Origin of the sequence: Amorphoplanes digitatis, from assembly GCF_014205335.1 — a bacterium.
GTDB lineage: Bacteria > Actinomycetota > Actinomycetes > Mycobacteriales > Micromonosporaceae > Actinoplanes > Actinoplanes digitatus.
Genome location: NZ_JACHNH010000001.1, coordinates 1,725,212 through 1,744,170, shown reverse-complemented (window position 1 = coordinate 1,744,170; position 18,959 = coordinate 1,725,212). Strand labels below are relative to the sequence as shown.

The 18,959-nt window shown below is 70.5% G+C and carries 16 protein-coding genes and 1 pseudogene; 9 read left to right on the top strand and 8 right to left on the bottom strand.

Translation table 11 applies throughout. From position 1 onward, the window contains the following. Positions 1–6 precede the first annotated feature (6 nt). Both BJ971_RS07950 and BJ971_RS07945 read right to left on the bottom strand, forming a co-directional pair. Positions 7–1,248 carry an RNA polymerase sigma factor gene (locus tag BJ971_RS07950; protein ID WP_184991200.1) on the bottom strand — a complete coding sequence of 414 codons (1,242 nt, stop codon included), beginning with the start codon at positions 1,246–1,248 and terminating at the stop codon, positions 7–9. Next, entirely contained in the window at positions 1,245–1,604 is a 360-nt protein-coding gene (locus BJ971_RS07945) for a YciI family protein (protein WP_184991198.1), read from the bottom strand. Before BJ971_RS07945 ends, BJ971_RS07950 begins: the two co-directional genes overlap by 4 nt. A 362-nt stretch (positions 1,605–1,966) precedes the next feature. Here BJ971_RS07945 and BJ971_RS07940 point away from each other — a divergent pair, with 362 nt between their 5' ends. The 3 genes from BJ971_RS07940 (at position 1,967) to BJ971_RS07930 (ending at position 6,778) form a co-directional block, all read left to right on the top strand. Further along, entirely contained in the window at positions 1,967–5,413 is a 3,447-nt protein-coding gene (locus BJ971_RS07940; protein ID WP_377921812.1) for a galactose-binding domain-containing protein, read from the top strand. Between the two features lie 101 nt (positions 5,414–5,514). Beyond that, the gene (locus tag BJ971_RS07935; RefSeq protein WP_184991196.1) at positions 5,515–6,369 is read left to right on the top strand and encodes an ion transporter; all 855 of its coding nucleotides are present in this window, start codon (positions 5,515–5,517) and stop codon (positions 6,367–6,369) included. A gap of 34 nt (positions 6,370–6,403) precedes the next feature. After that, a complete protein-coding gene (locus BJ971_RS07930; RefSeq protein WP_184991194.1) occupies positions 6,404–6,778 on the top strand; it encodes a VOC family protein in 375 nt (124 codons plus the stop codon). 9 nt (positions 6,779–6,787) lie between these two features. Here the strand turns inward: BJ971_RS07930 and BJ971_RS07925 are convergent, their stop codons facing one another. Together BJ971_RS07925 and BJ971_RS07920 are read right to left on the bottom strand one after the other, a co-directional pair. Next, on the bottom strand, positions 6,788–7,264 hold the full coding sequence (locus BJ971_RS07925) for a hypothetical protein (RefSeq protein WP_239087915.1): 477 nt from the start codon (positions 7,262–7,264) through the stop codon (positions 6,788–6,790). A gap of 123 nt (positions 7,265–7,387) precedes the next feature. Continuing rightward, complete coding sequence (locus BJ971_RS07920; protein ID WP_184991192.1) at positions 7,388–9,994, bottom strand: discoidin domain-containing protein; 2,607 nt, start codon at positions 9,992–9,994, stop codon at positions 7,388–7,390. Between the two features lie 215 nt (positions 9,995–10,209). On the opposite strand from BJ971_RS07920, the gene BJ971_RS07915 reads away from it, so the two are divergent. Further along, the gene (locus tag BJ971_RS07915; protein ID WP_184991190.1) at positions 10,210–10,773 is read left to right on the top strand and encodes a DUF305 domain-containing protein; all 564 of its coding nucleotides are present in this window, start codon (positions 10,210–10,212) and stop codon (positions 10,771–10,773) included. Between the two features lie 107 nt (positions 10,774–10,880). Here the strand turns inward: BJ971_RS07915 and BJ971_RS07910 are convergent, their stop codons facing one another. Continuing rightward, complete coding sequence (locus BJ971_RS07910) at positions 10,881–12,284, bottom strand: DUF1996 domain-containing protein (protein ID WP_184991188.1); 1,404 nt, start codon at positions 12,282–12,284, stop codon at positions 10,881–10,883. Between the two features lie 278 nt (positions 12,285–12,562). Between BJ971_RS07910 and BJ971_RS07905 the strand changes: the two genes are divergently transcribed. Then, positions 12,563–13,621, top strand: coding sequence for a LacI family DNA-binding transcriptional regulator (locus BJ971_RS07905; RefSeq protein WP_184991186.1), 1,059 nt, complete (start codon positions 12,563–12,565; stop codon positions 13,619–13,621). On the opposite strand, the gene BJ971_RS07900 is transcribed toward BJ971_RS07905, so the two are convergent. Beyond that, positions 13,622–14,116 carry a DinB family protein gene (locus BJ971_RS07900; protein WP_184991184.1) on the bottom strand — a complete coding sequence of 165 codons (495 nt, stop codon included), beginning with the start codon at positions 14,114–14,116 and terminating at the stop codon, positions 13,622–13,624. A 441-nt stretch (positions 14,117–14,557) separates the two neighbouring features. Between BJ971_RS07900 and BJ971_RS07895 the strand changes: the two genes are divergently transcribed. Next, entirely contained in the window at positions 14,558–14,812 is a 255-nt protein-coding gene (locus BJ971_RS07895) for a helix-turn-helix domain-containing protein (RefSeq protein ID WP_184991182.1), read from the top strand. Positions 14,813–14,859: 47 nt separating this feature from the next. On the opposite strand, the gene BJ971_RS07890 is transcribed toward BJ971_RS07895, so the two are convergent. Continuing rightward, complete coding sequence (locus BJ971_RS07890) at positions 14,860–15,960, bottom strand: calcium:cation antiporter (protein ID WP_184991180.1); 1,101 nt, start codon at positions 15,958–15,960, stop codon at positions 14,860–14,862. 132 nt (positions 15,961–16,092) lie between these two features. On the opposite strand from BJ971_RS07890, the gene BJ971_RS07885 reads away from it, so the two are divergent. Beyond that, positions 16,093–16,905: an SAM-dependent methyltransferase gene (locus BJ971_RS07885; RefSeq protein WP_184991178.1), complete on the top strand. Its 813-nt coding sequence runs from the start codon at positions 16,093–16,095 to the stop codon at positions 16,903–16,905. Positions 16,906–16,984: 79 nt separating this feature from the next. Further along, on the top strand, positions 16,985–17,548 hold the full coding sequence (locus BJ971_RS07880) for a hypothetical protein (RefSeq protein ID WP_184991176.1): 564 nt from the start codon (positions 16,985–16,987) through the stop codon (positions 17,546–17,548). A 2-nt stretch (positions 17,549–17,550) separates the two neighbouring features. Here the strand turns inward: BJ971_RS07880 and BJ971_RS07875 are convergent, their stop codons facing one another. After that, the gene (locus BJ971_RS07875; RefSeq protein WP_239087545.1) at positions 17,551–18,051 is read right to left on the bottom strand and encodes a MarR family winged helix-turn-helix transcriptional regulator; all 501 of its coding nucleotides are present in this window, start codon (positions 18,049–18,051) and stop codon (positions 17,551–17,553) included. A gap of 38 nt (positions 18,052–18,089) precedes the next feature. On the opposite strand from BJ971_RS07875, the pseudogene BJ971_RS07870 reads away from it, so the two are divergent. Then, positions 18,090–18,956 (top strand): annotated as a pseudogene (locus tag BJ971_RS07870) (EamA family transporter); the annotation flags it as partial. Between the last annotated feature and the right edge of the window lie 3 nt (positions 18,957–18,959).

Sequence of the window (18,959 nt, the reverse complement as noted above, 5' to 3'; positions counted from 1 at the left end):
CACCGGTCAATGTTCGGATGTTGTACGGGTCGCCAGCGCCGCCGCCCGCAGCGTCAGGTAGCGCTGCTCGGGCAGGCTGGCCGTCATGCCGGCGGCCCGGATGTAGCAGGCGTGCGCGGCCGCGTGGTCCCCGGCCAGCTCGAGCAGGTGCGCGCGGACGGATTCCAGCCGGTGGTTGCCGGCCATCCGATCGTCGCCGTCGAGGTCGGCGAGCACGGCCAGCCCGGCCAGCGGCCCGCGCGCCCGGGCGACGGCCACCGCCCGGTTCAGGGTCACCACCGGACCCGGCGAGACCCGCTCGAGGACCTCGTACAGGGCGAGGATCTGCGGCCAGTCGGTCTCCTCGGCGGTGGCGGCCTCGTCGTGCAGCGCGGCGATGGCGGCCTGCAACTGGTACGGGCCCAGCGGCCCCCGGCCGAGCGTGGCGGAGACCAGCGCGACCCCCTCGGCGATGAACGCGGCGTTCCACGACGTCCGGTCCTGCTCGTCCAGCGGCACCAGGGCGCCGTGCGCGTCGGTGCGCGCGGCCCGCCGGGCGTCGGTGAGCAGCATGAGCGCGAGCAGCCCCGCCGTCTCGCCGTCGCCGGGCGCCAGCCGGTGGAGCATCCGGGTCAGCCGGATCGCCTCGGTGGTCAGGTCGGCGCGCTGTAGCTGCTGCCCGGCGCTTGTCGTGTAGCCCTCGTTGAAGACCAGGTAGAGCACCTGCCGCACGACGGCGAGCCGCTCGGCGCGCTCGCCGGGCGGCGGCTCCTCGAAGCCGAGCCCGCTGGTCCGGATCCGCTGCTTGGCCCGGCTGATCCGCTGCGCCATCGTCGCCTCGGGCACGAGGAAGGCGCGGGCGATCTCGGCGGTGCTCAGGCCGCCGACCGCGCGCAGCGTCAGCGCGAGCTGCGAGGGCCCGGACAGCGACGGATGGCAGCACAGGAACAGCAGCGTGAGGGTGTCGTCCCGCTCCGGGGCGGCGGCCGCCCCGGCCGGTTCGAGCAGCGCCACGTTCTCCTCGCGGGCCCGGCGGGCGCTCTCGCTGCGCCACTCGTCGACCAGGCGCCGCCCGGCCACGGTGATCAGCCACGAGCGGGGATTGTCGGGCAGCCCCTCGACCGGCCACTTGAGCGCGGCGGCGAGCAGTGCCTCCTGCACGGCGTCCTCGGCCGCGTCGAACTGGCCGTACCGGCGCACGAGCGCCCCGAGGGCCTGCGGCGCGAGCTCGCGCAGCAGGCCCTCGAACTCGGGTGTCTCGGCGCTCACTGCTCGGGCGGGCCGGCGGCGACCTCGCGCAGCTCGACCCGGTCGGCCCAGACGACGACCTCGCCGGCCCGTTCGATCGCGCGCCGCTCGTCGGCGACCTCGAGGATCCAGTATCCGGCCAGCGACTCCTTCGCCTCCGCGAACGGCCCGTCGGTGACCACGACCTGGCCGTCGACCAGGCTCACCGTCTTGGCCGAGCTCGGATCCGCGAGGCCCTCGGCCGTGACGAGCTCGCCGGTCTTCTCCAGGTCGGCGATGAAGGTCTCCATGAACGCCATCATCTCGGTGACCCACTCCGGGCTGCGGGTCTGCATCATCGTCGCGCCGTCGCCGAACATCATCAGCATGTATTTCATGGCTCAGTCTCCCAGCTCGCGGGCGCCCCGGCGGGGTCGCTGCCACCGGTGAGTCGGAGGCCGGGCGCGGTTCTCGACATGCGCCTGCGGAAATTCCGGCGTGACCGGCGGCGCGGACCGCCGGCCACTCTTGGAGAGCGCTCTCCAAGTGCCCTCCAAAATCGTCCTCCGTCCGTCCAATGTCAAGAGATCGAGATCCGATAAGCGGCATTAGACCGCAAAGTCATAGCGACTTTCCGGCCATCGAAGCCCAGCTATTGACACGAAAGAAAAGCGGGCGTAACACTGCGGCATGCGTGGAGAGCGCTCTCCATGAATCCCCGTTCCCAAGTGACTCCGTCCCCGATCGTCAGGAGTTTCCCGTGCATACGGCTACTTCCCCGCCAAGACCCCGCCGATGGCGCCGGCTGATCCCCGTCACCGTGCTCGCCGTCGTCGTCGCCTATCTGGGCGTCGTGCAGCTCTCCGCGCAGGCCGCCGATTCGTTGCTGTCGCAGGGCAAGCCGGCGACGGCGTCCTCTCAGGAGGGTGCCGACGTGACCGCGGCCAAGGCGGTCGACGGTGACGCGGGCACTCGCTGGTCGAGCGTGTTCAGCGATCCGCAGTGGTTGCAGGTCGATCTGGGCGCCACGGCGACGATCAGCCAGGTGGTGTTGCAGTGGGAGGGCGCTTACGGCAGGGCGTACAAGATTCAGACCAGCCCGGACGGCAGTGCCTGGACCGATGTGTACAGCACGACCACCGGGGCCGGTGGCACCGAGACGCTGACGGTGAGCGGGTCCGGCCGGTATGTGCGGATGTACGGGACCGTCCGGGCCAGCGGTTACGGCTACTCGCTGTGGGAGTTCAAGGTCTACGGGACGACGGGTACCACTACACCGCCGGGCAACTGTGGCACCTCGAACGCCGCGCAGGGCAAGCCCGCGACCGCGTCGTCGCAGGAAGGCGCGGACGTGACCGCGGCCAAGGCCGTCGACGGTGACGCGGGCACTCGCTGGTCGAGCGTGTTCAGCGACCCGCAGTGGTTGCAGGTGGACCTGGGTGCCGGCGCCTCGGTCTGTCAGGTGGTGTTGCAGTGGGAAGGCGCTCACGGCAGGGCGTACAAGATCCAGACCAGCCCGGACGGCAGCGCCTGGACCGACGTGTACAGCACGACCACCGGGGCCGGCGGGACCGAGACCCTGACGGTGAGCGGGACCGGCCGGTACATCCGGATGTACGGCACAGTCCGGGCCAGCGGTTACGGTTACTCGCTGTACGAGTTCAAGGTCTTCACCACCGGCGGAACCACCACACCGCCGACGGACCCGACCACCCCGCCGACCATCCCCGGCGACTTCACCACGGTCTGGACCGATGACTTCTCCGGCGCCGCCAACACCTCGCCCAACCCGGCGAACTGGCTGCTGCGCACCGGCACCCAGTACCCGGGCGGTGCCGCGAACTGGGGCACCGGCGAGGTCGAGACCGCCAGCAACTCGACCGCCAACGTCTACCTCGACGGCGCCGGCAAGCTCAACATCAGGGCGATCCGCGACGGCGCCGGCAACTGGACGTCCGGCCGGATCGAGACCCAGCGCACCGACTTCGAGCCGCTCGCCGGGCAGCAGACCAAGTTCACCGCGGTCCTGCGGCAGCCCGACGTCGCCAACGGCGACGGCTACTGGCCCGGCTTCCGTGCCACCGGCGCGGCCTACCGGGGCAACTACAACAACTGGCCGGGCGTCGGCGAGACCGACATCATGACCGACGTCAACGGGCACAGCCGGCTGGCGCAGACCCTGCACTGCGGCACCGCGCCCGACGGGCCGTGCGCGGAGTACAACGGCCGCAGCAGCGGGTTCGCCACCTGCGCCGGCTGCCGGACCGGCTACCACGAGTACACCCAGATCATCGACCGGACCAGGACCGACGAGGAGATCCGCTTCTACCTCGACGGGCGGCAGACCTGGGTCGTGCGCGAGTCGCAGGTCGGCGTCACGGCGTGGAACGCGGCCGTGCACCACGGCTTCTTCCTCCGCTTCGACCTCGCGGTCGGCGGCTCGCTGCCGAACGCCATCGCCGGCTACACCACGCCGACGCCGGAGACCACCTCCGGCGGCGTGCTCAGCGTCGACTCCGTGACGGTGGCCCGCGCCGCCGGCACCGCGCCGGCGGCGATGACCGACCCGGCCACCCCGGCCGGGCCGTCGACCGTGCGGGTCACCGGCTCGCAGGGCAACTGGCAGCTCACCGTCAACGGCGCGCCGTACGAGCTGAGGGGCCTCACCTACGGCCCGCCGCAGGCCGCCGCCGACGGATACATGCGCGACCTGAAGAACATGGGCGTCAACACGATCCGCATCTGGGGCGTCGACGACGCCAACACCCCGCTGCTGCTCGACCGGGCCGCCCAGCAGGGCATCAAGGTCGTCGTCGGGCACTGGCTCAACCAGGGCGCCGACTACGTCAACGACACCGCGTACAAGACGAACACGAAGAACGAGATCGTGGCCCGGGTCAACGCGCTCAAGAACCGGCAGGGCGTGCTGATGTGGGACGTCGGCAACGAGGTCATCCTGACCATGCAGGACCATGGGCTGCCGGCCGCCGAGGTCGAGGCGCGGCGGGTCGCCTACGCCCGGTACGTCAACGAGGTCGCGCAGGCGATCCACGCGGCGGACCCGAACCACCCGGTCACCTCGACGGACGCGTACACCGGCGCGTGGCCGTACTACAAGCAGAACGCGCCGGACCTGGACCTGCTCGCCGTCAACTCGTACGGGGCGATCGGCAACGTCAAGCAGGACTGGATCAACGGCGGCTACACGAAGCCCTACATCCTCACCGAGGGCGGCCCGGCCGGCGAGTGGGAGGTGCCCAACGACGTCAACGGGGTGCCGACCGAGCCGTCCGACCTGCAGAAGCGCGCCGGCTACACGGCGAGCTGGAACGCCATCAAGGCGCACCCGGGCGTGGCGCTGGGCGCGACCGAGTTCCACTACGGCCTCGAGAACGACTTCGGCGGCGTCTGGCTCAACACGTTCACCGGCGGCTGGCGCCGGCTCGGTTACCACGCGCTGCGGCAGGCGTACACCGGGCAGGCCTCGGCGAACACCCCGCCGGAGATCACCTCGATGTCGGTGAGCAACCAGACCGCGGTGCCCGCGGGCGGGACGTTCACGGTCAACGCCGCGGCGACCGACCCGAACGGCGACCTGATCCGCTACAACCTGATGTACAGCAACAAGCACATCACCGGCGGCACCGGGCTGACCAATGTGGTCTTCACCGCGGGCGCGAACGGCACGTTCACGGCGAAGGCACCCGAGCAGCTCGGCGTCTGGAAGGTCTACGTGTACGCGTACGACGGCCAAGGCAACGTGGGCATCGAGCAGCGCTCGTTCCGGGTGGTCCCGCCGACGATCCCGGGCACCAACCTCTCCCGGGGGCGGCCCGCGACGGCGTCCAGCTACCAGCCGACCGGCACGAACGGGCCGCAGCTTCCCGCGTACGCGGTGGACGGCGACTACGGCACCCGGTGGGCCAGCGAATGGGTCGACACCGCGTGGCTACAGGTCGACCTCGGCTCGGTGCAGTCGTTCAACCGCGTGCTGCTGGCGTGGGAGGCGGCCTACGCCAAGGGATACACGGTGCAGGTCTCCGACAACGGCACCACCTGGAACACGATCTACACCGCGACGGCCGGCAACGGCGGCTTCGACGACCTGGCGATCTCCGGCTCCGGCCGCTACGTCCGGGTCAACGGCACCGCCCGCGCCACCGCGTACGGCTACTCGCTCTGGGAGCTCGGCGTCTACCGGAGCTGAGCACCCGATCGGACCCGGCGGCGGACGTCTGGCGGTGGCCGCCGTACCGGAAAGGTGGGCGCCCCTCACTCGGCGAGGGGCGCCCACCGTAATGTTGGTGAATGTCTCAGGTCGCGCGCTGGAGCGCCCGGATCACCGGCTCGCGACTGTTCGAGGTCTCCATCGTCGTCGCCATCGGCGCCAACGCGATCGTGCTCGGCCTCGAGACATACCCGCACCTGGGCGAGGCCCGCCCGCTGCTGCACGGCCTCGAACTGTTCTTCCGCGCCCTGTTCGTCGTCGAGATCGCGATCCGCATCCTGGCGTACGGCCGGCGCCCGCAGGACTTCTTCCGCAACGGCTGGAACGTCTTCGATTTCGTGGTCACCATGGCCGTGTTCGTGCCCGGCCTGCACGGCGACTCGACGATCCTGCGGGTGGTCCGGATCGCCCGCGTGCTGCGGCTGGTGCGCTTCTCCCCCGGCCTGCGCACCATCGTCTCGGCGCTGCTGCGCAGCCTGCCCGGCGTCGGCGGCGCCCTCGCGCTCGCGCTGGTCACCCTCTACGTGTACGGGATGGCCGGTTGGCTGATCTTCAAGGACGTCTACCCCGAGGAGTACGGCAACATCGGCCGGGCCGTGCTGACGCTCTTCGTGCTGCTCTCCCTTGAGACGCTGCCCGAGCTGATCGAGCAGGGGCTCGCGGTCTCGCGGTGGACCCTCGTCTACTACGTCAGCTACGTCCTGATCACGGCGAACCTGCTGGTGAACATCCTGATCGCGGTCATCGTGAACTCGATGGAGGAGGTACGCCGGCTGGAGATGACCGAGGGCCTCGCCCCGGACTTCGACGAGGACGGCGACGGTATTCCGGACGAGCTGGACCGGATCGCGATCAGCCAGCGCCTCGACGACCTGCGCGCGGTGATCATGGAGCTGGAGCGTGAACTTCGCGTCGGCCGGCGCGATACGCACTAACGTCGGCGGGGAACGCCAACGCTGAGGAGCGGCCATGGACAAGGTGGTCCATTTCGAGGTTCCCTACGACGACGCCGACCGGGCACACGCCTTCTACCGCGAGGCCTTCGGCTGGCAGCTGCGGACCATGCCGCAGATGGGTTACACGATGGTCACGACCACGCCGACGGACGAATCGGGACGGCCCGGTGAGACCGGCGGCATCAACGGCGGGATGCTCGCCAGGCAGGGTCCGATCACCAGCCCGGTCATCACGATCGGTGTGGAGGACCTGGACGAGTCGCTGGCCCGGGTGGAGAAGCTGGGCGGCTCGGTGAAGCTCGGGCGGCAGCCGGTCGGCGACATGGGCTTCTCGGCCTACGTCACCGACACGGAGGGCAACCTGATCGGCCTCTGGCAGAACGCCTGACGGCCTGGGTCAGCCGGCCAGTCCGGCGGCCCAGGCCAGTACGCGGTCCACGTCGGCGCGGGTCCAGCCGATCGCCGAGTCGACCGGCACCAGCAGGGTGGGTGCCGATCGCTCGGCGGCCCACCGGCGCCCGGCCTCGGTGTGGTTGTCGTCGATCCAGGCGAGCGGGCGGTCGCCAGCCACCGCCGCAACGGCCGGCACCTTGGCCTCCGGCGGGAACGGCAGCGGCGGGAACGGCACCACCGGCAACGGCTCGACGCCCAGCACGGTCCCGTAGAGCGTGTTCGCGTCCTCGCCCCAGGCGCTCGCCCAGTGCAGGTCACCGGCCGTGGCCAGTTCGGTGATCCAGGCGGCGTGCGCGGGGCAGTAACGCTCCGGTCCCTCGCCCGGGTAGAACTCGTGCTCGAGGTAACCGTCGGGGCAGGAGGACGCGGCGAACGGGTTCAATACCCCGTCGAGGTCCAGCAGCAGAACGGATCGGCTCACGGTGCCATCTAAACGCGCCGGGTTTCCGGTACGCCAGCCCGGGTCCCGCCGCGGGTGATGGAAGCCCCTGCGCGCCACAGCCTCGGTGGCACCGTGGCGCGCAGGGGGATTCTGTTGCGGTGGTTACGGGCCGGACGTCAGGTACTGGATCTCCGCGCCCCGCTGCGCCGTACCACCCTTGTCGTTGATGATCTTGTTGATGGTGCCCTGGCCGCCCAGGGAGACCGTGACCATGTTGGTGAACCGGATGCCGGCCTTGACCGGCACCTCGATCGCGCGCTCACCCACCACCGACTGGTCGAGGGTGAAGACGCAGTAGCTGCCGACGCCCCAGGCCTGGTGGGTGTTCACCGCGTCGGCGACCTTATACGCCGCGTAGCCGCGGGTCGCCCCGTTCATCCAGGCCGCCTGGTTCGGCATCTCGTACGGCATCTCGTTCTGGTAGAAGTACGTCCGGCCGCGCTCGCCGTTCCAGACCGTCTGGTACTTCTGGAAGTGCTCGACGAACAGGCCGTACATGGTGACGTCGGCGCCGTTGACGACCAGGCCCTGGTCGGCGGTGTTTACCGACCAGCCGACGCCGTCGCCGTGATCGGCGCGCCACAGCCACAGGTGGTCGCCGATCACCTGGTTGCTGTTGACCACGACGCTGTTCGTCGCCCGGCCGACGCCGGAGCCGCCGATCCGGACGAACACGTCGTGCAGCGAGATCGGGTTGGCCGCGTTGTTCGCGGTGGAGCCCGCCGGGCCGACCTCGATCAGCGTCGGCGAGTTGGTCGCGCCGGCCTCGACCAGCACGCCCGCCAGCTTGACGCCCGCGACGTCCGCGATCTTGACGGCCGCGGTGCCCGCGGTCGGCTTCAGCGTGGCCAGGCCGAGGCCGAGGATCACGGTGTCCGCGCGGTTCACCTGCAACGGCTGGTCCAGGTTGTAGACGCCCGGGGTGACCAGCAGGTGCCGGCCCTGCGCCAGGGCCGCGTTCATTGTCGCGGCGGTGGTGCCGGGCCGGACCACGAAGAACTGGCTCAGCGAGATCGACGAGCCGGCCGGGGTCTTGTTGTACCAGCTCGTGCCGGTGCTGTTCTGGCGCAGCGCGGGCACGAACACCTTGTACTCGCCGGCGCCGTCGACGTACAGGAAGGGCTTCTCCCGCACGGTCGGGGTGGTGGCGATGACCGTGTGCGAGGGGTTCGGGAAGTTCGGCGGCGGTGCGCCCTGCACGCCCTGGAACACCATGTTCCAGACCGAGCCGGCCCAGCTGCCGAACTCGCTGTTGCGCGAGTACCACTGCTGCTGCGAGCCGGAGACGACCGCGCCGTCGACCTTGGTGTCGGCCATCAGGCCGCCGGACGACCAGCCGTCGCCGCCGTTCCAGAGCTGGATCTGGTTGCCGGCGCCCCGGAGGTGCATGCGGCGGTACGGCGCGGCCTGCGAGACGGCGTACCGCTCGACGGTCGTGCCGGCCGGCAGGGTGACGGACAGGTTCTCGGCAACGCGCCAGAAGTTCTGGGTGGCGTTGCCGTTCATCCAGTTGGCCTCGACGCGCACGTGGCCGTTGAGGTTGACGTCGTCGGGAGAGAGGCCGAGGCCCGAGACCTGGGTGAAGAAGCCGAGGTTGACGTCGGCGGTATAGGTGCCGGGCTTGAACAGCACGGCGTAGCGCTCGGGGCCGAACTGGTTGGTCTCCTGGGCGGTGAAGAGCTGGTTGAACCGGTTCTGGATGGTCGCGGCCGGCGTCGACGGGTCGAAGACGTTGACGTTCGGGCCGAAGTTCGGGTTACGCGGGTCGGTCGTCTCGACGGGCGGCGTGGTGGTCCCGCCGGTGGTGAAGACCTTGAACTCGTACAGCGAGTAGCCATAACCGCTGGCCCGGACTGTGCCGTACATCCGGATGTACCGGCCGGTCCCGCTCACCGTCAGGGTCTCGGTCCCGCCGGCCCCGGTGGTCGTGCTGTACACGTCGGTCCAGGCGCTGCCGTCCGGGCTGGTCTGAATCTTGTACGCCCTGCCGTAAGCGCCTTCCCACTGCAACACCACCTGACAGACCGAGGCGCCGGCACCCAGGTCCACCTGCAACCACTGCGGGTCGCTGAACACGCTCGACCAGCGAGTGCCCGCGTCACCGTCGACGGCCTTGGCCGCGGTCACGTCGGCACCTTCCTGCGACGACGCGGTCGCGGGCTTGCCCTGCGCGGCGTTCGAGGTGCCACAGTTGCCCGGCGGTGTAGTGGTACCCGTCGTCCCGTAGACCTTGAACTCCCACAGCGAGTAGCCGTAACCGCTGGCCCGGACGGTCCCGTACATCCGCACATACCGGCCGGACCCGCTCACCGTCAGCGTCTCGGTGCCACCGGCCCCGGTGGTCGTGCTGTACACATCGGTCCAGGCACTGCCGTCCGGGCTGGTCTGAATCTTGTACGCGCGGCCGTAAGCGCCCTCCCACTGCAACACCACCTGGCTGATCGTCGCCGTGGCGCCCAGATCGACCTGCAACCACTGCGGGTCGCTGAACACGCTCGACCAGCGAGTGCCCGCGTCACCGTCGACGGCCTTGGCCGCGGTCACGTCGGCACCCTCCTGAGAGGACGCCGTCGCCGGCTTGCCCTGCGACAACAGCGGATCGGCGGCGCGGGACGGGCCGGCGACGGTCAGGCTCAGTGCGGTGACAAGGACTGCGACGAGGGCGGTCAGCTTTCGGCGCCCGCGCGCGAGCGGCGGTATCGGATTCATGGTCCTACCTGTCATGACGGGGGCGGCACCCGCTGGCGGGATCGAGAAGGCCACCACAGAATGATCTTTGGAAAGCGCTCTCCAAGTAAATCGATTGTTACGGCGCCGTTGTTCCACGTCAATACGCCGAGGTTCCGGAAATGAAATCGGCGACGCGTTGACACCCCCGGCCGGGGCGCCGAGACTAAGACGCTTGTCTTTCGAATGGAGTTCGCGTGAACCTCGCGCAGCGCACCGCCGCGACCGGCTGCCTGCTGGCAGTGCTGCTCGGCGCCGCGGCCTGCGACGGCGGCACCGTCGCGCCGGCGCCGGCCTCAATCGCGCCGTCCGCGACAAGCGTCTTCGGCGGCACCGACCTCGCCTGGGTCGAGATCAACATCGCCATGAACGAGGAGCTGCGGCCGCTGCTCGAGCTGGTCGCCACGCACAGCTCGAACGCCGCGACGAAGGCGCTCGCGGCGGAGGTCGCGGCCTTCAACGACCAGGAGCTGGCCGCCCTGCAAGGACTGCACGACCAGGCAGGACTGCCGTCCGAGAACCCACACAAGGGCATGCCGATGCCGGGCATGGTGACACCCGAGCAGGTCACCGCGGCGGCCGCGGCCAGGGGCGCGGCGTTCGACGCCCTGCTGGCCGGGCACCTCAAGGCGCACTTCGAGCAGGGCGTGAAGCTGGCCGAGAGCGAGGTGAAGGCCGGCGTCGAGCCGCGGACCAAGACCCTCGCCGCACAGGTGATCAGCAGCCGGGAGCGGTACCTGCCGAGGCTCGCCGCGCGCTGAACCCGTACACCGGAAAGGCAGTGAGAATTGCACCCGGCTTCCTTTTTCCGGGTGGCCGGAAATTGTCCGGGCGCCGGTTTCGACGCCCGGACGAATTTCGTTTCCTGTTACGGCAGGACGTAGTTCTCGTTGAGGGCCGCGCCGCGATCCGGCTTGTACTGGTCGAAACCGCGCGGGTCGCATTGCAGCCCGCCCCTGATGCAGTGGTTGACGAGCGCGTTGAGGGTCGGCGCGTCCCACGCGTTGTAGAAGTCGTAGTGGAACGAGTAGGCCCGCCCGCTCGACAGCCGGACGTTCGACATGTTGCCGCTGACCGGGAACGCCATCTTGAACTCGATCATCGGCACGGCCACCGGGTGGCTGGCCGGGCAGACGCCGACGGTCGGGTACGCCATGTGGCTCTTGTGGTCCGGCGTGTCCAGGTAGATGCCGTCCCAGCAGCTCGGTGCCTGGTAGCGGATGTTCAGCTGGGTGCCCGCCGGGCACGAACCCGGGAAGTCCCAGTTACGGACGCTGTCGCCGCACTCCCAGCCCTCGACCGCGCCGGGCGCGTTCTTGAACTCGTCAAGCGTCGCCGCCGGGCTGCCCACGACGTACCGCAGGCCGGGCGGGGACGGGCGGACGCTGCGGTAGTCGATCACGCCACTCTTGTAGTAGATGACCTGACGGCCGACCGGCTGAACGGCGGTGTCGCCGTTGAGCAGCGTCGGCATCCAGTAGCCGGTCTTGTCACCCGGCGTGATGCAGGAGGTCCCGCCCGCGTTCAGGCTGGCCAGGGTCGTCGCCGCGTTCGTGGTGGTGTTGCCCATGAACGTGTGCGAGTGCGAGGCGCCCGGCAGGTTCGGGAAGACGATCGGGTCGTCGGGCAGGTTCGACCGGCTCACCGAGCAGTTCGCCTGGAACTCGTGGTGGGTCGTCGGCGGATTCGTCGCCGGCGGGGTGGCCGTGGACGGGACCACGCCGGTGACCGGCGGGTTGGCCAGGACGTAGCCGGCACCGCCGGTCGGCGGCGGTGCGCTGCTCGTGCCGTACACCTTGAACTCGTACAGCGAGTAGCCGTAGCCGGTGCCGCGCTGGGTGCCGTACATGCGCACGTACCGGCCGGAGCCGCTGACCGCCAGCGTCTGGGTGCCGCCGGTCGCCGTCGTGGTGCTGTAGATGGTGGTCCAGGCGTTGCCGTCGGGCGAGGTCTGCACCTGGAAGGCCCGCGCGTACGCGGCCTCCCACTGCAACACGACCTGGGTGACCGTCGCGGTGGCGCCGAGGTCGACGCGCAGCCACTGCGGGTCGGCCCACTGGCTGCCCCATCGGGTGTCCGCGCGGCCGTCGACCGCGGCGGCCGCGGGCGATTCACCGTTCTCCAGCGAGGAGGCGAGGGCCGGCCTGCCCTGTGACAGCAGGCTGTCGGCGGCGTGCGCCGACTGGACCCCCGCCACCAGCAGCGATCCGACGACGGCGGCCACGCCGAGCGGCGCGACGAGCCGTCTGAGCCGGCTTTTCCCTGATCTCATGAGTTCTCCCGGGGATGAGGACGAGTGCCTCACCCGGCCTGGCGCCGGCATGACGGCGTGGCGGAGCGCCACGCCACGGCGACGCGGGGATCGGCCGGGCGATGCGGGACGTACTTGGAGAGCGCTTTCCGAAGTGTTACGCCAAGGTTGCACGTCCGTCAATATGCCGAGGCAGATCCGGAACCCGGCGGCCCGCGACCGGGCCGTCAGGGCCGTTTCGGAGAGCGCTCTCCAACGTGTGCTATAAAAACTGTTATGCAGACCCGGAACGCGACCCGATGACCGCCGGCACCGGGCGGGTGCCCGTCGGCGAGCGACTGCCGACCCTCGAGGACGTGGCCCGGGTCGCCGGCGTCTCCCGGGCCACCGTGTCCCGGGTGATCAACGGCATCCGCAACGTTGACCCGCAGCTGCACGAGATGGTGTGGAACGCGGTCGGCCAGACCGGCTACGTGCCGAACCGGCTGGCCCGCTCGCTGGTCACCCGCCGGACGGGCACGGTGGCGCTCGTCGTCTCCGACTCCGAGTCGCACGACGACGACCCGTTCATGGGCCGGTTCTTCGCGGACCCGTACTTCGGCCGGGTGGTCGGCGGCCTGATGAGCGTGCTGCGGGCCGCGGGGATCCAGCTCGCCCTCCAGATCGTCGGCACGGAGGAGCAGCGCACCCGGCTCGTCGGCGACCTGCGCCACGGCCAGGCGGACGGCGTGATCGTGCTGTCCCTGCCCGGCCACGACCCGCTACCGCGGATGCTCACGGACGTGGGCGTCCCCGCGGTGATGATCGGCCGCCCGGCCGACCCGGTGCCGATCAACTACGTCGACCTGGCGAACGACACGGGCGCGTCCCTGGCCGCCGACCACCTGGTCGAACGCGGCTGCCAGCTGATCGGGATGATCTCGGGCCCGGCGGACGTGCCGGCCAGCAACGACCGGATCGCCGGGTTCCGCCGCTCGATGGCCCGGCACGGCCACGCCTGGGTGCCGCTGGCCTCCGGCAACTTCACCCAGGAGAGCGGCGAGGTCGCGATGCGCGCCCTGCTCGCCGAGAACCCCGGCATCGACGGCGTCTTCGTGGCCAACGACCTGATGGCGCTCGGCGCACTGCTCGCGCTGCGCGACGCGGGCCGGCGGGTGCCGGACGACGTCGCGATGGTGGGCTTCGACGACAGCAGCGCGGCGGTGGCGGCGAGCCCGGCGCTGACCACGGTGCGGCACCCGCTGGAGGACATGGCGGCCGAGAGCGCGCGGCTGCTGCTGGCCCGGATCGACGACCCGAGCATGCGGATCTCCTCGGTCATCTACGAGCCGACCCTGGTACTACGCCAGTCGGCGTGATCAGCGACCCGTCACGCCGTCGATGAGCTCCCGCAGGATATCGGCGTGCCCGGCGTGCCGGACCGTCTCGCCCGTCACGTGGGCGAGCACCCAGCGCAGCGTGCGCGGCTCGTCGTTCACCGGGTTGGCGGTACGGGCCTCGGGGCCGCCCGCCGCGCGGATGTGGGCGTCGCTCTCGGCGATAGCGGTGCGGTAGTCCGCGATGACCTGATCCACGGACCGCTCCGGCGCGACCACCATGTCGAACGTGACCTCGGCGTATCGCGGGTCACCGGCCAATGTGTATCCGAACCAGTACCGCTCGGCGTCGACCAGGTGCTGCACCAGCCCCAGCAGCGTCGTGCCGGACACGACCAGGCGCCGCCGCACCTGCTCCTCGTCCAGCCCACTCAGCTTCTTCAGCACACAGGACCGCGCAAAAGCCAGAAACGCCAGCGCCGTATCCAGCTCACCGCCGTCATTGAGCGGCACCCGTTCACGCTGCGACTCGATCATGAGCCGACCCTACGTCCCGGCGCTCGTGAAGCATGGGGTGAGAGCCGCGGGAAAGCTGAGCGTTGCCACCGCCAGTGTTGCCAACGATGGCAACGCGATGACCCTGCCGTTCCCCGTGCGTGAGGCGCGACGCTGCGTCTGGAGACGGCGTCCTGACATTTCGACCTCAGCCGCTGTCCCCATTGATCAAGGGCGGGCTGAACGGTGACGCGACGGCGGCAGCAGACCTGGCTATTGACCCGGTGGTCCAAGCGGCAACGACAGGCGGTGCTCGATGCCGCTGCGGCGGCCCAGGAGGCCGAACGGTGTGCCGCTCGGATGCGACTGCTGAAGACGGCCGCCCAATGGCCCGTCCCTCCTTGGCTCGACAGGTGACGTTCCGAGTCCTGCCCGACAGCGCCGTATCGCTGGCAGGGATGGGTCAACCAGCGGGGTGGTCCGATGTGGCACGAACGGCTCCGAGTCGCCAGGCGGACCGCCGGGCTGTCGCTGCGTGAGCTGGCCGCGCAGGTCCACTACTCGCGTGGCCACCTCCACGACCTGGAGACGGGCCGCCGCAACCCGGCCGCGGAAACGGCGGCCCGCCTGGGCGTCGCGTTGGGCGCCGACCTCAGCCTCTCCGACGAGGACGACCGACTGGCCTGGGCCGCCGAACACCCCTCCCACTCCGAGCCGGGGGCGGCCGACGGCCAGTGACCTGTTCGACCGCTTCCTTCGGTGGACCGGCTGATCCGCCTCGTGGGCTACGGGCTGGCGGCGAGGAAGAGGAAGACCGCCAGCAGGCTCAGGTGGATGCCGCCCTGGAGGACGTTCGCGCGGCCCGGTACCACCGTCAGGGTGCCCACCACCACGGTCAGCGCCAGCAGCACCATCTGCGTGCCGCCCAGGCCGAGCAGCAGCGGGCCCGGCAGCCAGATCATGGCGATCGCGATGGCCGGGATGGTCAGGCCGATGCTCGCCATCGCCGAGCCGAGCGCCAGGTTCAGGCTGGTCTGGATGCGGTCGCGGGCGGCGGCGCGTACCGCCGCGATGGTCTCCGGGAGCAGCACCAGCAGGGCGATCACCAGGCCGACCACGGCCGGCGGCCACCCCGCCTTGAGCACGCCCGTCTCGATCGCGGGTGAGACGCCCTTGGCCAGGCCGACGACCGCGACCAGGGCCACCAGGAGGAAGCCGAGGCTGGCCATCGCCGCCCGGCCGGTGGGCGGTTCCAGGTGGTCCTCTTCCTCGATCACCTTGCCGGCGGTCGTGATCGGCAGGAAGTAGTCGCGGTGCCGGTGCGTCTGTACCAGCACGAAGAGCAGGTACAGGGCGAGCGAGGCCACCGCCGCGAAGGCCAGCTGCGCCGGCGAGAACTGCGCGCCCGGGCGGCTGGTGGTGAAGCTGGGCAGGACCAGGCCCAGTGTGGCGATCGTGGCGACGGCGGCCAGTGCTCCGCCCGTACCCTCCGGATTGAAGACCGCGAAGCGGCGGCGGACCGCTCCGACCAGCAGGGACAGGCCCAGGATGCCGTTGCAGGTGATCATCACGGCGGCGAAGACGGTGTCGCGGGCAAGTGCCTGTGACTTCTCGGGACCGGTGATCATCAGGGTGACGATCAGGGCGACCTCGATGACGGTGACGGCGACGGCCAGGACCAGCGAGCCGAAGGGCTCGCCGACCTTGTGCGCGACCACCTCCGCGTGGTGCACGGCCGCGAGCACCGCGCCGGCCAGCAGCGTGCCGCTGATGATCACAAGCGGCGCCGGCAGTTCGCGGCCCCAGGTCAGGATGAGCGCCACGACGGCCAGCACCGGAATCCACGCCGTCCACCGGGCAAGGTAGGAACCGATCTTGGCGTTCATCCGACTACCTTGCCAGAAAATCCGGGGCACCGCCCAGGACCGGCGGTTTCCGGCACCGACCCGGTCACCTCGGCGCCGGCGGGGGCGGCGGTGCCGTGCATTGACGCCCTACGATGCTCGGCAAAGTCCACCATGGAGGTCCCCGTGAGCGACCAGATCGACAGCTCGACCGCTCAGCCGGCCCGCCGGTACAACTACTGGCTCGGCGGCAAGGACAACTTCGCGGTCGACCGCGCCTCCGGGGACGAGATCCTCAAGTCCTTCCCGACCGCCCGGATCGCGGCGCTGGAGAATCGCCGCTTCCTCCAGCGGGCGACGCGCTACCTGGTCGCCGAGGCGGGCATCCGGCAGTTCCTGGACATCGGCACCGGCCTGCCGACCGCCGACAACACCCACGAGGTCGCGCAGCGCATCGCGCCCGAGAGCCGCGTCGTCTACGTCGACAACGACCCCATGGTCATGGTGCACGCGCGGGCGTTGCTGAACAGCACGCCGGAGGGCAGAACCACCTACCTCGAGGCCGACCTGCGGTCGCCCGAGGCCATCGTCGCGGACCCGGCCCTGCGGGAGACCCTCGATCTCGGCCGGCCCGTCGCGCTCATGCTGGTGGCCGTCCTGCACTTCATCGAGGGGTACGGAGCCGGCGCGCCGCTCGTGCGCACCCTGATGGACGCCCTCCCCAGCGGCAGCTTCCTGGTGATCACGAACGCCACCAAGGACTTCCTCGGTCCGGAGATGGCGGCGGCCTACGACGCGGCCCTGGCCGCCGGCATCACCAACGTCTGGCCGCGGGACCGGGCCGAGTTCACCGCCCTCTTCGACGGACTCGAGCTCGTCGAACCCGGCGTGGCCGCGGTCAGCGAGTGGCGCGCCGAGGACGAGCCGGAGCCGCGGCCGGACCCGGCACACATCGCGATGTTCGGCGGTGTCGCCCGTAAGCCGTAAGGGGTTTCGTGTTTGACAGGTGACTTCAGGCTGGATTCAGGTGGACTGGTTGAAGGGCCAGACCAGACCGGGAGCCGGCATGCTCATCGCCCTGTCGCAGGAACCCAACTGGATCATCGTGACTCTCGTCGGCGCCCTGGTCGGCGCGTCGGTGACCTGGTGGTCGTCGCCGATCAGGTACCTGCGTGCGCGCAACGATCACCAACATCTGCTGGGTACCTGGTACGAGTACCACTACACGTTCCGGCACGGCCAGGTGATCCTCGGCCGCGCGGCCGTGACCATCCGGCCGGGTTTCAAGAACGCGCTCATGGCCGTCGTCGTGCAGCACGAGACACACCCCGACGGTGAGGTCACCGATCTCAGCTACGCGGGACGGGTGAGCTACGAGGGACACCTCGTGCTGTCGCTGTCCGGGAGCCCGCACGACCACACGGTGGTGATGCGGTACCTCGAGCGGCTGCCGTCCAACACCGCGCCGATGCTGGGAATGTGGATGAGCCAGGACCACGATTGCCTGCCGGCCGCCGGCGTGAGCGCGTTGAGCAGAAGAGAACTGACCGACGAGCAGGCACGCGAGGTCCTCAGGTTCGAGGGCTCGTCATCGGGCGCGCTGCGGGCCGTACAGACCTTCCCGCGGTGACCTCAGGGGGTTTTCTCGAGCGGGGCGAGCGCCTCCCGTAGCAGGTCCGCGAGTTGCCGCTGGGTCGCCGGTGACAGGTGTGACAGCAGGCGCTGCTGCTCGGCCAGGCCCGCGGCGACCGCCCGGTCGACGACCTCGCGCCCCTTCGGCGTGAGCCGGACCTGCACGCCGCGGCGGTCGGTCGGCGACGGGGAGCGGCTGGCCAGCCCCGCCCGCTCCAGCCGGTCGAGCCGGGCGGTGGTGCCGCCCGTGCTGGCCATCATCGACGCGGCGAGCGCGCCCGGCGAGAGCTGGAACGGCTCACCCGCCCGGCGCAGGGTCGCCAGCACGTCGAACTCGGGGCGGCCGATGCCGTAGCCGGCGTAGACGCGCTCCATCTCGTCGCCGGCGATCCGGGACAGCCGGAAGATCCGGCCGAAGACGGCCATCGCCGTCGTGTCGAGCTCCGGGCGCTCGCCGCGCCACTGCTCGGTGATGCGGTCTACGCGGTCGAGGTGTGCCACGTCTCCATTGTCTCGATGTCGAGCATCTTGACAAGAAGATGGTCCAGAGAGAGTCTCTTGATGTCGAGATACTTTACGTCAAGGGAGTTGGGATGCGCCCGCCGGTCCTGCTGGTCACCGCCCTCACTCCCGTCGCCTGGGGCACCACGTACGCGGTGACGACCGAGTTCCTGCCGCCCGACCGTCCGCTGCTCGCCGGCACCCTGCGGGCGCTGCCGGCCGGGCTCCTGCTGATCGCGCTCGCCCGGCGGCTGCCGCACGGCGTGTGGTGGTGGCGGTCCGCGGTGCTGGGCACGCTCAACATCGGGGTGTTCTTCGCGCTGCTGTTCGTCAGCGCCTACCGGCTCCCCGGCGGGATGGCCGCCGTGCTCGGCGCCGCCGCGCCCCTGTTCGTCGCCGGGCTGACCGCGCTGCTGCTGACCGAGCGGGTCGCGCTGCGTACCGTCGTCGCGGCTGTCGCCGGCGCGGGCGGGGTCGCGGCGACGGTGCTGACGGCCGTCGTGGGGCTCGATCCCGTCGGGCTGCTCGCCGGGCTGGGCGGCACCGCGTCGATGTCGCTCGGGCTGGTGCTGACCAAGCGCTGGGGCCGGCCCGACAAGACCTCGCTGCTGACCACGACCGGCTGGCAGCTGACCGCCGGCGGGCTGCTGCTCGCACCGGTTGCGGTCGCCGTCGAGGGGCTGCCGGCCACGCTCACCTCCGCGAACCTCGCCGGGTACGCGTACCTGTCGCTGGTCGGCACCGCGGCGGCGTACATGATCTGGTTCTGGGGTCTCGAGCGGTTGCCGGCCGCCCGGATCTCCCTGCTCGGGTTACTCTCGCCGCTGGTGGCGACCGCGGTCGGCTGGGCGGTGCTCGGCCAGGTGCTCACGCCCGCGCAGCTGCTGGGGATGATGGTCGCCTTCGGC

What these genes read in the sequence shown, in the direction of transcription:
- BJ971_RS07890 (WP_184991180.1), bottom strand. Translation starts at nt 15,960, where the DNA reads ATGAACGCCAAGATCGGTTCCTACCTTGCCCGGTGGACGGCGTGGATT.
- BJ971_RS07880 (WP_184991176.1), top strand. Translation starts at nt 16,985, where the DNA reads ATGCTCATCGCCCTGTCGCAGGAACCCAACTGGATCATCGTGACTCTC.
- BJ971_RS07920 (WP_184991192.1), bottom strand. Translation starts at nt 9,994, where the DNA reads ATGAATCCGATACCGCCGCTCGCGCGCGGGCGCCGAAAGCTGACCGCC.
- BJ971_RS07905 (WP_184991186.1), top strand. Translation starts at nt 12,563, where the DNA reads ATGACCGCCGGCACCGGGCGGGTGCCCGTCGGCGAGCGACTGCCGACC.
- BJ971_RS07910 (WP_184991188.1), bottom strand. Translation starts at nt 12,284, where the DNA reads ATGAGATCAGGGAAAAGCCGGCTCAGACGGCTCGTCGCGCCGCTCGGC.
- BJ971_RS07945 (WP_184991198.1), bottom strand. Translation starts at nt 1,604, where the DNA reads ATGAAATACATGCTGATGATGTTCGGCGACGGCGCGACGATGATGCAG.
- BJ971_RS07935 (WP_184991196.1), top strand. Translation starts at nt 5,515, where the DNA reads ATGTCTCAGGTCGCGCGCTGGAGCGCCCGGATCACCGGCTCGCGACTG.
- BJ971_RS07900 (WP_184991184.1), bottom strand. Translation starts at nt 14,116, where the DNA reads ATGATCGAGTCGCAGCGTGAACGGGTGCCGCTCAATGACGGCGGTGAG.
- BJ971_RS07930 (WP_184991194.1), top strand. Translation starts at nt 6,404, where the DNA reads ATGGACAAGGTGGTCCATTTCGAGGTTCCCTACGACGACGCCGACCGG.
- BJ971_RS07895 (WP_184991182.1), top strand. Translation starts at nt 14,558, where the DNA reads ATGTGGCACGAACGGCTCCGAGTCGCCAGGCGGACCGCCGGGCTGTCG.
- BJ971_RS07885 (WP_184991178.1), top strand. Translation starts at nt 16,093, where the DNA reads ATGGAGGTCCCCGTGAGCGACCAGATCGACAGCTCGACCGCTCAGCCG.